General features: G+C 72.3%; 15 protein-coding genes and 1 pseudogene. 2 read left to right on the top strand and 14 right to left on the bottom strand.

Features of this window, described 5'->3' with window-relative positions:
• A complete protein-coding gene (locus tag OG309_RS23920) occupies positions 1-357 on the bottom strand; it encodes a DUF7674 family protein (protein ID WP_329423548.1) in 357 nt (118 codons plus the stop codon).
• 169 nt (positions 358-526) lie between these two features.
• On the opposite strand from OG309_RS23920, the gene OG309_RS23915 reads away from it, so the two are divergent.
• The gene (locus OG309_RS23915; RefSeq protein WP_329423546.1) at positions 527-1,468 is read left to right on the top strand and encodes a hypothetical protein; all 942 of its coding nucleotides are present in this window, start codon (positions 527-529) and stop codon (positions 1,466-1,468) included.
• On the opposite strand, the gene OG309_RS23910 is transcribed toward OG309_RS23915, so the two are convergent.
• From OG309_RS23910 to OG309_RS23850, 13 genes and pseudogenes are all read right to left on the bottom strand, one after another.
• Positions 1,469-2,095 (bottom strand): OmpA family protein, encoded by a 627-nt coding sequence (locus OG309_RS23910; protein WP_329423544.1) that lies wholly within the window; start codon positions 2,093-2,095, stop codon positions 1,469-1,471.
• A gap of 10 nt (positions 2,096-2,105) precedes the next feature.
• Positions 2,106-2,693: a hypothetical protein gene (locus OG309_RS23905; RefSeq protein WP_329423542.1), complete on the bottom strand. Its 588-nt coding sequence runs from the start codon at positions 2,691-2,693 to the stop codon at positions 2,106-2,108.
• Positions 2,694-2,714: 21 nt separating this feature from the next.
• Positions 2,715-3,359 (bottom strand): annotated as a pseudogene (locus OG309_RS23900) (pilus assembly protein TadG-related protein); the annotation flags it as partial.
• Between the two features lie 38 nt (positions 3,360-3,397).
• Entirely contained in the window at positions 3,398-3,607 is a 210-nt protein-coding gene (locus OG309_RS23895; protein WP_329423540.1) for a Flp family type IVb pilin, read from the bottom strand.
• A 90-nt stretch (positions 3,608-3,697) separates the two neighbouring features.
• The gene (locus OG309_RS23890; RefSeq protein WP_329423538.1) at positions 3,698-4,288 is read right to left on the bottom strand and encodes a response regulator transcription factor; all 591 of its coding nucleotides are present in this window, start codon (positions 4,286-4,288) and stop codon (positions 3,698-3,700) included.
• Between the two features lie 8 nt (positions 4,289-4,296).
• Positions 4,297-5,184 carry a DUF5936 domain-containing protein gene (locus OG309_RS23885; protein WP_329423536.1) on the bottom strand — a complete coding sequence of 296 codons (888 nt, stop codon included), beginning with the start codon at positions 5,182-5,184 and terminating at the stop codon, positions 4,297-4,299.
• Between the two features lie 12 nt (positions 5,185-5,196).
• Entirely contained in the window at positions 5,197-6,141 is a 945-nt protein-coding gene (locus OG309_RS23880) for a type II secretion system F family protein (protein ID WP_329423534.1), read from the bottom strand.
• A 15-nt stretch (positions 6,142-6,156) separates the two neighbouring features.
• Positions 6,157-7,500: a CpaF family protein gene (locus OG309_RS23875; RefSeq protein WP_329423533.1), complete on the bottom strand. Its 1,344-nt coding sequence runs from the start codon at positions 7,498-7,500 to the stop codon at positions 6,157-6,159.
• The gene (locus OG309_RS23870; RefSeq protein WP_329423532.1) at positions 7,497-7,853 is read right to left on the bottom strand and encodes a TadE/TadG family type IV pilus assembly protein; all 357 of its coding nucleotides are present in this window, start codon (positions 7,851-7,853) and stop codon (positions 7,497-7,499) included. The genes OG309_RS23875 and OG309_RS23870 overlap by 4 nt, the downstream gene beginning before the upstream one ends.
• A 212-nt stretch (positions 7,854-8,065) precedes the next feature.
• A complete protein-coding gene (locus OG309_RS23865; RefSeq protein WP_329423530.1) occupies positions 8,066-8,434 on the bottom strand; it encodes a TadE/TadG family type IV pilus assembly protein in 369 nt (122 codons plus the stop codon).
• 1 nt (position 8,435) lies between these two features.
• Positions 8,436-9,689, bottom strand: coding sequence for an AAA family ATPase (locus OG309_RS23860; protein ID WP_329423529.1), 1,254 nt, complete (start codon positions 9,687-9,689; stop codon positions 8,436-8,438).
• An 8-nt stretch (positions 9,690-9,697) separates the two neighbouring features.
• Positions 9,698-10,402, bottom strand: a complete 705-nt coding sequence (cpaB, locus tag OG309_RS23855; protein ID WP_329423527.1) for a Flp pilus assembly protein CpaB — start codon at positions 10,400-10,402, stop codon at positions 9,698-9,700.
• Positions 10,403-10,549: 147 nt separating this feature from the next.
• Entirely contained in the window at positions 10,550-11,410 is an 861-nt protein-coding gene (locus OG309_RS23850; RefSeq protein ID WP_329423525.1) for a hypothetical protein, read from the bottom strand.
• 400 nt (positions 11,411-11,810) lie between these two features.
• On the opposite strand from OG309_RS23850, the gene OG309_RS23845 reads away from it, so the two are divergent.
• Positions 11,811-13,493 carry a chitinase gene (locus OG309_RS23845; RefSeq protein ID WP_443067587.1) on the top strand — a complete coding sequence of 561 codons (1,683 nt, stop codon included), beginning with the start codon at positions 11,811-11,813 and terminating at the stop codon, positions 13,491-13,493.
• Positions 13,494-13,676: the final 183 nt, after the last annotated feature.

The raw sequence follows: 13,676 nt of genomic DNA, 5'->3' as shown, positions 1-13,676 counted from the left end.
CTAGCCGAGGGGCCGGATCCTCAGGAACCGCGCCGAGAGGACCGGACCGAGCTGGCCCGCGATCTCGTGGCCGGGCTCGGGCGGGGCGGGCAGGTCGCCCAGGAACGAGGTGGTGATCACCTCGTCGATGCCGAGGACGCCCCGGCAGCACTGCTCCTCCAGGAAGTCCAGGGTGCGCCGCCAGCGGTCCTGGTCCTCCAGGAAGGAGCTGACCGTGCCCTGGACCACGTCCCAGAAGAAGACGTGCGGCAGGACACCGCCCTGGGTGAAGAGGTGCGACTCGTACGCGTCACGGAACTCGGGGATCCGGGCGACGAGGTCGCTGACCAGTTGGACACTCGGGGTCGTGGTCGTCATCGGCTGCCCATTTCGGACTTCGAAAGCGCTCTGTAGCTGTTGCTCTTCCGACCAGCATGCTCCTCCTGAAGTGCACCGTCCCGTCACTTTTGCGCTTTCCTGACGACGTCTTATGCCGGGTTTTCCACAGGGGGTGCGAAAGCTCCCCCATTCGTGGATCGTTGCGCTTATGTACGAGTTGGTGGCACTCGCCCGGGGCGGGGTGCTCCTCACGGCGTGGGCGCTCGCGGCGGGCTGGCCGCGGGGCCGGCTGGACGGACGGCTGCTCGGGGACGGCTGGCAGCGGATCTGCAGGGGCGCGTGGGCGGTCCCGGGGAAGGAGGTGGACTGGAGGGTGCGGGCGGGCGCGGTCCAGCTGCTCCGCCCCGGCCTGGTGTGCAGCCACCGCACGGCGGCGGCGCTGCACCGCATCGAACTGCTCGCGCACGGCACGGACGCGCCGCAAGCCTCGGATCCCCTGGACTTCACCGCCCGTGGAGGCGGATCCTCCCCTGGCTGGATCCGAGTGCACCGGACGCTTGCCCTGACGGACCGTGACTGCACCGTCCGGCGAGGCCTGCGGGTGACGAGCCCCGCCCGGACGGTCGCCGACCTGATACGGACCGCCGCCACACGCGAGGCGGCGGTGGTCGTCGCGGACTCGGCGCTCTCCCGCCGCTTCGTCGCGGGCCTGCGCCGGGACCCGGTGGTGGACCGCGAGCAGCTGGCCGCGGAGCTCGCGGCGCCCCACCGCCCGGGCGCTCCGCTGGCCCGCCGCCGACTGCCGCTGGCCCACGCCGGTTCGGGCTCCCCCGCCGAGACGGTCGCCCGCCTCCGCATGCGCGACGCGGGCCTCCACCCCGAGATCCAGCCCACCCTCCACACCCCCGCGGGCCGCGCCCTGCACCCGGACTTCTACTTCCGCGCCGAGGGCCTGGCCGTCGAGATCGAAGGCTTCGCCTTCCACGGCACCCGCCAGGCCCACGAACGCGACGTCCACCGCTTCAACGCCCTCCAGACCTGCCCGGACATCCGCCGCGTCCTGCGCTTCACGGCCCGCGAGGTCTTCACCCGCCCGGACCGCATGACGACGACGATCCACGAGGCGCTCGCGGCGCTCGGCGGGCGGTGACTACCCGCCTCCCGAGCCCGAGGTGCGCGGGAAGGACACCTCGACGCGGCGGTTCTTCTTGCGGCCGTCCTCGGTGCCGTTGTCGGCGATCGGGTAGTCCTCGCTGTAGCCGCGGATGTCGAAGGTCGTCCCCGGGTCGAGGTTCTTCGCCAGTTCCAGCTGCACCGCGTCGGCGCGGGCCTTGGAGAGCTTCAGGCCGTGCTCGTACGAGCCGAGGTTGTCGGTGAACCCGAAGACCCGGACCCGGCCGGAGCCCTGCTTGTTGATCTCCGCGGCGATGGCGGCGATGCGGGCGGTGGCGGCGGGGCCCAGTTTGGCGCTGTCCTTCGCGAACAGCACCTCGGCCTGGAGCGCGAACGTCACGTCGACGTTGGTGTCCTCGCGGCGCTGCTCGCCGCCCTGCTCCTCGACGATCTGCTTGATGTCGAGGATCTTCGCGGGGGCGAGGGTGGCACCGTCGGGAAGCATGAGCGCGGGCGAGTTCGCGTCGATCGCGGGCGGCGGGGACGCGCTGGAGGTCGAGCCGGGCGGGTCGTCGGCCCGCGCCGTGCCGACGGCACCCGCGGTGCCGGACAGCAGGACCAGGGTGGTGGTGAGAGCGGCGAGTCGGCGGGGTGTCGTCGTCATGGCTGCGCCCTCAGGAGAGCTTGATGGTGGCGGGGTCGAAGGTGGGGAGCTGGAGGGAGACCTCGGTGGTGCCGGCGGGCGGGGCGGGGAACTGCATGAAGACCGCGGCCGATTCCCCGGAGCCGAGGATGTCCAGCCCGGTGGTGGTCAGGGGCCGCCCGTCCGTGTCGCGCAGCACGTAGTAGCGCTTCTTCCCCTGCGTGTCCACGAGCGTGGCCCCGCCCAGGGAGTTGCCGTGCTTCAGCACCTCCGTCTCGTTGCCGCGCGTGCCCACGGGAACGGCGCGGCCCTTCTCCGAGGTGTTCTTCAACGAGCCCTTGACGGTGAGGAATCCGCCCGCGTCCCGTTCGGCGGAGGTGATCGCCAGCTCGAATCCATCCTGCCCCTTGAGGACGGCGATCGGCTCGGCCGGCTCCTCGGACTGCGGCTGCGCGTTCCCGCTCGCCGTGTCCCGGGGTGCCGCCGTGGTCCCCTTCGGCTTGTCCTGCTGCGGCTGCTGCCCCTCGCCGCCGCAGCCCGCGAGGCCGAGGATCAGTCCGGCCGCCATGGCCGCCGCGGCCACTCCTCTGCCGGCCTTCGTTGCGTGCCGCACTCTCATGAGAACAAGGTCCTTCGCTCGTCAGTCGGCCAGTCGGACGGTAAAGAGGTCGGCCGCGTCGGGCAGCCTCGGGTGCTCCGGGTCGATCGTCCACTCGACGCCGTCGCAGAACAGGCCGGTGATCGGCTCGGGTTCAGGGCTCGGAGTGGGGGTCGGTTCGGGTGTGGCCGTGCCCGTCGGGGCCGGGGTCGTGGGGGGCGGGGTCGTGGGCGGAGGCACCGTCGGGGCAGGGGGGTCGAAGAAGCAGCGGGGTTCCAGCACGGCGGTCGCCGTCGCCGAGGCGTGCCGGTCCGCCGTTCCCGGGACGACCGAGTCGCCCACGGTGTCCAGGGTGCGGATCGTCACGCGGAACCCTTCCTCATCCGACAGCCGGACGCACCGGTCACCCCAGAGCTCGGCGTCGTTCTTCTCCGCGAACACCGCGGCGTACCGGCACGCGGAGACCGTGTCGTACTCCTCGCCCTGCAGGTACACGGCCCACTCGGCCGGATCGAGGATCACGTCGAGCCAGCCGTCCCTGAGCTGCTCCCTGGCGTCCTGGGCCGCGGCGAGCGCTGCGGAGTCCGCGGCGGTCTGCCCGCTGTTGCGTACGACCGCCGCCTGTCCCACGGCAAAGTAGACGAACGCGAGGAAGAGGAGCGCCGCCACCACGGTGATGTACACCGGGAAGGCCTGCCCCGCCTCCGGGTCCCTGCCGGCCGGCGTTACTTGGTCAGTTCGGCGATCTTGTTCGTGATGGCCGACTTGATCGTGGACCCGATGTCCGTGCCCGTGATCGCGACCACGATCGCCACCACCACCACGATGATCCCCAGGTACTCCACCGCCGTCTGCCCCCGGTCCCCCCGCCCCCTCGACCAACTTCCGGCCCGTACGCGGGCCTTGGTCAGGAGCTTCAGCAGTGCGTCGTTCATGGTGTTCCCCTCCGTGTCCGGCGACGCGGGCAGGGTACGCCGGGAGGGTGGGGTGTTCACAGGGTCCGTAGGCCCAATCACGGTGGGTAGTCATGACGCCGTCCTCGTGCCGAGCCAGGAGGCGATCGCTTCGCCGCGGGTGGAGCTGTCGAGTTTGGCGAAGATGCGGTTGATGTGGTTCTTGACGGTCTTCTCGGTGATGAAGCAGGTGGCGGCGATCTGCTGGTTGGTCATGCCCGACGCGATCAGGTCCATCACCTCCGCCTCCCTCACACTCAGACCGAACCGTCCCACATCTGGTTGCACTTGCGAAGCTGGATTCCTGAAACGCAATATATTCGAGACAGTTGAGCCCGCGCCAGTGTGTGCAGTCGCACGCATGGTCCGTAAGAGCTCGTCCAGGGTGAACGCGCCGTGGACCAGGGAGGTCACGCCCCGCGGGACGTCCTGGCCCGGGTGGGTCAGGAGGAGGACCGGGGCGACGGAGGTCAGGGGCGGCAGGGCGGGGAGCGGGGTGGGGGCGTCCAGGAGGATCAGGTCCGGGGTGGTGCGGCGGGCCGTCGGGAGGGTGTCGTGGGGGTCGGGTGTCTCCGCCACGACCCGCAGGTCGGCGCGGGTGCCCAGGAGGGCCGTGAGGCCGGCTCGTACCACCGGGTTCGCGCTCGCCACCAGGACTCTCATCGCGGTCCTCATTCGCCCGTGATCGAGCCGAAGTCGGTGCCCGTGCCGAGGAACAGGCCCGCCCCCAGCAGGATCATCGTCGCCGGGACCATCAGGGTCGTGATCACCATCGTGGCCTTGGGGACCGCCTTCGCCGCCTTGCGCCGGGCGTTCTGCGCGTCGGTGCGCCGCATGTCGTTGGCGATCTGGATGAGGGTGTCGACGATCGGGGCGCCGAGTTCCTCGCCCTGCTGGAGGGCGGTGACGAACTGCGCGACCTGCTCCGAGTCGTTGCGCCGCCGCAGCTCGTCGAAGGCCTGGCGGCGGCTGACGCCCATGTCCATCTGGCGCAGGGTGATGCGCAGTTCGTCGGCCCACGGCCCCTCGTACTTCTCGGCGACGCGTTCGAGCGCCTGCCGGAAGCCGAGCCCGGCGGAGACGACGACGGCGAGGACGTCGAGGAAGTCGGGGAGGGTGCGCTCGATCTGGTCCTTGCGGATGCGGACCGCGGACCAGATGCCGACCTCGGTCCAGAACGCGCCGAAGGCGAAGAGCAGCACCGCGACGAGGAACGAGCCCCGCGCCAGCATGAGCAGCCCGCCGAGGACGCCGAGGAAGCCGTAGACGGCGCGCCGGGCCCCGTACCGGTCGATCGTGAGGCCGCCGGGGTTGCCCGCGAGGTCGATCCGGCGGCGTACCGAGCCGACCCGCTTGGGGCCCATGAGCCGCAGCACGGCGGGCGACCAGCGCATGCCGAGCCGGTCGACGAGCGAGTCGACGGCGCCGGTGCGGGTGGCGCCGACCTCCAGGGCGAGCTGGAGGTCGGAGGGCAGCTTGACGTCCGCGCGGTAGAGGCGGACGCCGTAGCAGGCGCCGGCGACGGAGAGCCCGGCGAGGAGGGCCAGCAGCAGGTCCACGGTCACACGCCCCTACACGTCGATCTTCGAGAAGCGGCGGATCGCGACGAAGCCCACCCCGTAGAGCGCGAAGGCGATCACCACGGCGAGCTGTCCCATGCCCGAGCCCGTCATCCGGTCCAGCGCGCCCGGCTGCATGTTGTCGATGAGCAGCAGCGAGCCGACGCCGATGACCGGCACCGCGTACGCCGTGAGGCTCACCTGCGACAGCTGGGTGCGGACCTCGCGGCGGGTCTCCTTGCGCTCCTCCAGCGTCTCCGTGAGGTTGCGCAGGGAGGAGACGACGGTGCCACCGGCCCGGTTGGCCAGGACCAGTGTCGTCACCAGGACGACGAGCTCACGCGAGGGCAGGCGCTCGGCCAGTTCGCCGAGCGCGTCGTCGACCGAGGTGCCCACGGCGAGCTGCTGGGCGACCTTCTCCAGCTCGTCGCCGGCCGGGGCCTCCAGCTCGTCGGCGGCGAGGGAGAGGGCCATCCGCAGCGCCAGTCCCGCCTGGGTGGCGTTGGCGAGGATGCGGGAGAGCTCCGGGAGCTGGTTGATGAACTTCTCGATGCGCTTCTGGCGCTGCCAGTTGAGGAAGCCCATCGCCACCCACAGGCCGAGGAAGCCGCAGATCGGCCCGAAGAACGGCGACAGCAGCGCCTGCCCGGCGATCCAGAGGACGGCGACGGTCGCCGCCATGGCGACCACGAACTCCCCCGGGGTGACGTCGAGCCCCGTGGCGGAGATCCGCAGTTCCAGCCTGCGCCCGAAGGCCGTGCGGCGGACACGGCGGTCGACGCCCCGGAAGAAGCGGCGCCGCCCTCCCGTGCCGCCCTCGCCGCCCTCGCCGGACTGGGACAGGCGGGCGATCAGCGCGGCCCGCTGCGCGGCCCCGCTCGCGTACGTGTGGACGCCGAGCACGGCCAGGACGCAGCAGATCAGCGCCACGCCCGCGGTCAGCAGAGTCGGATTCACGTCGGTCTTCCTTCCCTACTTCGCTTCCCGCACGGCCAGTTGCGTGTCGTGCACGGCCACCCCGAAGGCCTGCGGAATGGGCTGCCCGGCCATGTAGAGCCGCTGGGCGACCCGGCGCGGCAGCGGGTGGTACGCGAACTCCCCGTACACCCGCCCGTCGGCGGCGAGCGGCTGCGCCAGGAAGCCGCAGACGGTGGCGAGGAGGTAGCGCTCGCGCCCGTCGGAGGCGAGGATCGCGATCTCGGTGATCCGGCGGGTGCCGTCGGGGTGGCGGGTGAGCTGGACGAGGACGTCGACGGCGCTGTTGATCTGGTCCCGCAGCGCCTCGAAGGGGACCTTGACCTCCGACATCGACGCGAGGGTCTGGAGCCGCATGAGGGCGTCCTCGGCCGAGTTGGCGTGGACGGTGGCGAGCGACCCGTCGTGGCCGGTGGACATCGCCTGGAGCATGTCGAGGGTCTCGCCGCCGCGGACCTCGCCGACCACGATCCGGTCGGGACGCATGCGCAGCGAGTTGCGGACCAGGTCGCGGATGGTGACCGCGCCACGGCCCTCGATGTTGGGCGGGCGCGCCTCCAGTCGGATGACGTGCGACTGCTGGAGCTGGAGTTCGGCCGAGTCCTCGATGGTGATGACCCGCTCGCGGTCGGGGATCAGCCCGGACAGGGCGTTGAGCAGCGTGGTCTTCCCGGTGCCGGTCGCTCCGGAGACGATGATGTTGAACTTCGCCTGGACCAGCCCGGAGAGCAGCAGCAGCATCTGCTCGTCGAGCGAGCCGAGGCCGACCATCTCGTGCAGGGTGTACGCCCGGGGGAAGCGGCGGATGGTGAGCGTGGCCCCGGTGAGGGAGAGCGGCGGGATGATGACGTTGACGCGCTCGCCGGAGGGGAGCCGGGCGTCGACCATCGGGTTGGACTCGTCGACCCGCCGGTTGACCGTCGACACGATCCGCTCGATGGTCTGCATCAGCTGCTCGTGCGAGGCGAAGCGCAGCGGCAGCAGCTCCACCCGGCCGGCCCGCTCGATGTAGATCTGGTCGGGTCCGTTGACCATGATCTCGGTGATGGACGCGTCTTCGAGGAGTGGTTCGAGCACGCCGAGTCCGAGGGCCTCGTCGACCACCCGGCGGATGAGCTGGGAGCGTTCGGCCGTGGACAGGACGGGGCCCTCGCGGCTGATGATGTGGCCGAGCACCCGTTCCAGGCGCGCCCGGCGCTCGGCGGCGGCGAGCGCGGACATCTCGGTGAGGTCGATCTCCTCCAGGAGTTTGGCCCGGAAGGACGCGACGAGGTGTCCGTCCTCCCGGCCGCCGCCGGCGCCGGTCTCCTCGGGGTGGCCGATACGGGACCTCAGGCTCATGGCCGGTCCTCCTGGGGGGCGTCGGGCAGGGGCATGACGGCGGTCCTCGACACGTCGTCGAAGTGCGTGAACGGGATGAGCGAGGGGACCTTGACGGTGACGGTGACGGAGACGGTGGACGCCCCGCCGGACACCTCGACGCCGCTGCGGCCCGCGATCCAGCCGCTCATCGCCGCCTTCCCGGCGGACGCCGGATCCGGTACGGAGTCGGTGTCGTCGACGCTGGCCGCCCGGGCCGCCGCCCGCGCGCCCGTGCCCGCCTGCTGGGCGGCGTACGCGGCGACGCCGAACTGCACGCCGACGAGGCCGACGAGCAGGAGGATCGGGAGGAAGCCCAGGTACTCGATGGCCACCTGGCCCCGGTCGCGTCCCCGGAGCCGTGCGGCCGGGGAGCGCCCGAGTAGCCTCATCGAGGATCGCCCGAGTCGCGCCGCCCCGGAGCGCCGGAGCCGGCCCACCTGCCCGGATCGCCCGGTTCGCCGGAGTCGGCCCACCGCCCCGGATCGCCCGGATCGCCTCATCGCGGAGCGCCCGAGTCGCCCCGTCCCCCATCGACCGGATCGCCTCATCGCGGATCCCCCTCCCATACGGCCCCGGCCTCGGCGGTCACGTCGAACGGGAAGCTGATCGCGCCCGGGAAGAGCACGGGCACCCGCAGTCCCACCGTCGCCCGCACCATCCCGCCGTCCCGGCCGCAGTCGGCCGAGGCGCCCGAGGCCCAGGCGCCGTCCAGGTGTCGCCTGGCCGCCGCGCCGCAGTCGTCGCCGACGGCCGCGGCCCGTGCCGCCTCGTCGGCCGCGTTGCCGGCGAGGGTGAAGGTGTAGCCGATCAGGACGCACTGCCACAGCAGCACGAGCGTGAGCAGGATCAGGGGCAGCATGCCGACGAACTCGACGGCCACCTGTCCCCTGTCGTCCCGCTCGGCGCGTCTCATGTCAGCGCCCCGCCCCGCGCCGCCGCAGCCCGAGGGCGCCGCGGTCCCCGCCCCGTACGAGCTCCTTGCCGTGGGAGCTCGCGCCGGTCTTCACGAGGCCCAGCTCGCCGGCGAGCGCCCACAGCGCCTGCTTGACGGTGGAGCGGGCGTCCAGGTCGTGCAGGCGGCCCGCGTCGACGACGGCGGCGAGCTCCTTGAAGTGGGCGGGGACGGTGACGCCCGCGATGCGGGTGCCGGTGATCTTCTGGACCAGGGGAGGCTGGATCTCGGTGGCCCGCTGGTGCCGGTTGACCAGCATGGTCGTCTCCTCCGGCTTGCGCACCTGGAGCCGGTCCCACATCCGTACGGCCCGCTTGGCGGCCCGGACGGCGACGACGTCGGGGGTGGTGACGAGGAGGGCGGTGTCGGCCATCTCGACGGCGGCGGCGCCGGCCCCGTCGAGGTGGGTGCCGCAGTCGATGACGACGATCTCGTACCGGCTGCGCAGGGCGCTGACGATCTGGCGGGCGGAGCGGTCGGTGACCTCCTCCGCGCGTTCGCCCTCGGCCGGCGCGAGGAGCAGGCTGACGCCGGTCTCGTGGACGAAGACGGCGTCCTGGAGGACCCGGGGCGAGATGTCGTCGACGGCGGCGAGGTCGGCGAGCGAGCGGCGGAACTGGACGTCGAGGTAGGAGGCGATGTCGCCGCCCTGGAGGTCCATGTCGACGAGGGCGACGGTGTGGCCGGAGGCGCGGGCGGCGAGGGCGAGGTGGACGGCGGTGACGGTGGTGCCGACGCCGCCCTTGGCGCCGCTGACGGTGACGACCCGGCCGCCGGGTCCGGTGAGGGCCTCGGTGCCGCCGCCGAGGTGGCGGCGGACGCCGGTGGACCACTGGGCGGCGGCCTGGACGCGGCTGGCCAGCTCCTCGTAGCCGAGGGGGAGGGTGACGAGGCCGCGGGCGCCGGAGTCCATGGCGGCCGAGAAGAGCACGGGGCTGGCGTCGGCGGTGATGAGGACGACGCCGACGGCGGGGAAGCGCAGGGCGACCTCGCGGATCAGCTCCAGCGCCGGTACGGGCCCGATCCGCTCGTGGACGAGGACGACCTCGGGGAGTTCGTCGAGGGACTCGGCGGCGAGGCGGCCCAGGGTGTCGACGAGCTGGGTGGAGTCGCCGACGGGGGCGGCGGGTTCGGCGTCGGGGAGCTGGCCGATGAGGGTGGTGACCGCGCGGGCCGCGTCCGGGTCGCCGACCGCCGGCAGGATCCTGGTGGTCATGCGGGGCCTCACTTGTCCTTGTCGAGCGTGTAGGTGCGGTCGCGGGCGTCGGGCGCGTTGCTGCCGCCGGGCGCGACGAGGGCGAGGCGGACGTGCTGGGCGAAGGACTCGGCGTAGGCGACGCGCTGGGTGTCGACGGTGGAGAGCGCGAAGGTGATCGGGACGGCCTCGGTGGCGCGGTTGCGGTCCTCGCGGTCGGGGGTGAGGGCGGTGAGTTCGCCGACGTCGATGACCCGGGCGCCGGCGACGATCATCTTGGACTGGGCGGCCTGGCCGCCGCGTTCGCCCGCGAAGGTGGCGTAGATGTTGACGGTGGAGCCGGGGGTGATCTTGCCGGCCACTCCGGTGGCGGCGTCGATCATGATGGCGATCTCCTGCTGGCCCGGTTCGAGCGCGGGACGCTTGACGATCATGTCGCTCTGCAGGAGCGAGCCGGCCTTGAGGGTGGTGACGGCGATCTTGCCCTCGGTCTGCGCGAGGTCGGTGACGGCGGTCTCCGGCAGCCAGCGCTCGGGCATGGTGATCTTCTCGAACCGGCCCGGGCCGAGCGGGGTGTACGGCTTGATGTCGTCCTTGACGCGGTACGCGGTGACCTCGGGTCCGACCTTGGAGTTCACGTCGCTGATCACCGAGAGCACCCCGGCGAAGGCACCGAGGGCGCACAGGACGGAGAGCAGCAGCAGGATGACACCACGGCGCTGGCGGGAGTTCATGGCCGTACTACCTCGATCGTGGACGTGGGGCGCTGATGACGGGAGGGGCGGGACAGGCGGGGCAGGTAGGCCCGGCGGGACGGGCGGCCCGCACGGGGGACGGGGGCGGGGGCCGAGGGGGCGGGCGGGGCGGGCGGGTTCACGGGGCTAGCGGGTCAGGGCGGTCGCCGCGGTCGGCTCGGCCGTGGGCAGCGGGGCGGCGCAGAAGCCGCAGCGGTCGCCGATGAGCTCCATCCGGCACCAGTGGCAGGTCTCCCGCCGTACGGAGGAGACCAGTTGGTGCAGGACGGGCAGGTCGGCGAGGTGGGCGGCGAACTCGACCAGCTTGGGCGTGCCCCACCAGCGGGGCGAGGACTCGGGCAGCGCGGTCTCCTGGACGGCGCGGACCTGCCAGCGCGGGGCGAGGGCGGTGGCGGGCCAGTCGGTCTGGAGCTGGCCTCGGGCGAGCACGAGGTCGGTGGTGAACTCCGGTCCGGTGAGCGTGTCGGCGGCGCCGCCGGATCCGATCCGCACGAGTTCGGGGACGGGTCCGGCGAGGACGCCGAACTGGGCGCCGGGGAGCCAGCCCTTGACGTGCGAGGTGAGCCCGACGGGGACGCGGTCCAGCTTGGCGACGGAGCCGAGGACGGCGCCCGCGTACACGTAGTGCGTGAGCAGCCGGGCGGCGGAGGCGAGGACGCCGGGGCTGAAGTCGCAGCCGGAGAGCTGGCGCAGCTGGCGGACGAGGACGGCGGCGCCGAGCGGCGGCAGCGCGGTCCTGACGATGGCGATCCGGTCGGATTCGAGCAGCGAGCGGACGGTGTGCAGGCGCCGTTCGGTCGCGGCCGGTGCCGAGGCGGGGCAGACGACGATCACGTGCCCGTGGCGTTCGAGCAGGAGCTGGACGTCGGCGAGGGCGGCGTCGAGGGGGCGGGTCCCGGGGCCGGGCAGGACCGCGGCGGGGGGTGTCTGCGGATCGGTGGGCGGCAACACCAGATCGGGGCTGGTGACCGCAATCGCTGTCGGCACGCCGGGCTCCCCCGATCCCTCACTGACCACTACTTGCTGCGTTCGCAGCGTCACGCCTCTGCACTTTATCCACGTCCCCCGGGGTGGTGAACAGACAATCCTTCAAGCTCCGTCACTTTCTGCGCCGTTCTCCTCCCGCCCCGCGCGTCGCCGCGCCCGTCGCCCCGCGCGTCGCCGCGCCCGTCGTCCGGCGCGTCGCCGCGCCCCTCGTCGCGCGCCCACGGGCGGCGGTCCTGAACTGCGGTTCCCGCCAGAGGTCTTGACAAGCCGATTGGTCTGGACCAGCTTGTTCCCCCGACGGTGGCCACCGTTCCGCACCTCCGTACGAAGACGTACGGCCTCCACCCCTCCCCCGATCCCCACTCCCCCGCTCCCCCACTCCCCCCCCCGGAGGCAGCAAGTGGACCGCACCACCAGAGCCGCACTGGCGCTCGCCGTCGGCGCCGGGCTCGTGTTCGTCGGCGGTACCGGCGTCGCGCAGGCCGCGGACGTCAACGTGGCCAAGAACGCCGGATTCGAGAACGGCCTCGCCAACTGGTCCTGTTCCGCGGGCAGCGGCGCCGTCGTCTCCTCGCCGGTCCGCACCGGGGCCGGCGCCCTGCGGGCCACCCCGGCCGGCCTCGACAACGCCAAGTGCACCCAGGCCGTGACGGTCAAGCCCAGCTCCACGTACACCCTGAGCGCGTGGGTGCAGGGCGGTTACGCGTATCTCGGCGCGGCCGGCACCGGCACCACCGACGTCTCCACCTGGACGCCGGACAGCGCCGGCTGGAAGCAGCTGACGACCACCTTCACCACGGGGGCGAACACCACCTCGGTGCAGGTCTACACGCACGGCTGGTACGGCACGGCCGCGTACTCCGTCGACGACGTGAGCGTCTTCGGGCCCGACGGGGGCGGCGGCACCGACCCGACGCCGACGGTCCCGGCCGCCCCGGCCGGCCTCGCCGCGGGCACGCCCACCTCCTCGTCCGTCCCGCTCAGCTGGGGCGCGGTCTCCAACGCGACCGGCTACAAGGTCTACAAGGACGGCGCCCTCGCGACCACGGTCAACAGCGCCTCGGCCACCGTCACCGGCCTGACCGCCAACACGACGTACCAGTTCCAGGTCTCCGCGACCAACGCCGCCGGCGAGTCCGCCAAGTCGGCCGCCGTCTCCGCGAAGACCGCCCAGGTCACCGACCCGGGCCCCGGCCCGGCCGTGCCCAAGCACGCGCTGACCGGCTACTGGCAGAACTTCGACAACGGCGCCGCCAAGCAGAAGCTGCGGGACGTCCAGTCGCAGTACGACATCATCGCGGTCTCCTTCGCCGACGCGACCACCACCGCCGGCCAGCTCACCTTCAACCTCGACCCGGCGGTCGGCTACGCCTCCACCGCCGACTTCAAGGCCGACATCGCCGCGAAGAAGACGGCCGGCAAGTCCGTCATCCTCTCGGTCGGCGGCGAGAAGGGGAACGTCACCATCAACAGTGACGCCTCCGCGACCGCCTTCGCCGACAGCGCGTACGCCCTGATGCAGGAGTACGGCTTCAACGGCGTCGACATCGACCTGGAGCACGGCATCAACGCCACGTACCTGACCAAGGCGCTGCGCCAGCTCTCCGCCAAGGCCGGTTCGTCGCTCGTGCTCACGATGGCCCCGCAGACCATCGACATGCAGTCGACCGGGACCGAGTACTTCAAGACCGCGCTCGCCGTGAAGGACATCCTGACGGTGGTCAACATGCAGTACTACAACAGCGGTTCGATGCTCGGCTGTGACGGAAAGGTCTACAGCCAGGGCTCGGTGGACTTCCTCACCGCGCTCGCCTGCATCCAGCTCCAGGGCGGCCTCGACGCCTCCCAGATCGGCTTCGGCGTCCCCGCGTCGACCCGGGGCGCCGGCAGCGGCTACGTCGACCCGCAGATCGTGAAGAACGCGCTGGACTGCCTCGCCAAGGGCACCGGCTGCGGCAGCTTCAAGCCGTCGCAGACCTACCCGAACATCCGCGGCGCGATGACCTGGTCCACCAACTGGGACGCCACGGCGGGCAACGCCTGGTCGAACGCGGTCGGCCCGCACGTCCACGGCCTCCCGTAACCGCCCCCGCGGCTCGCCCCGCACCCCCGTCCGCCCTCCCCCCTTCGGGGGAATCCACCGCAGCGCCGCCGCTCCCCCGGCGGCGCTGCGCCGTTTCCCGGGTCCGGGGCCGGAAGAATGTGGCCGAACCTCACTGCTTGACCGGTCCATGTCACAGCCGCACGATGTCAGCACCGCACGTCC

Origin of the sequence: Streptomyces sp. NBC_01268, assembly GCF_036240795.1 — a bacterium.
In the GTDB taxonomy this organism is placed as follows: Bacteria; Actinomycetota; Actinomycetes; order Streptomycetales; family Streptomycetaceae; genus Streptomyces.
This window is presented reverse-complemented; position numbering and strand designations above follow the sequence as displayed.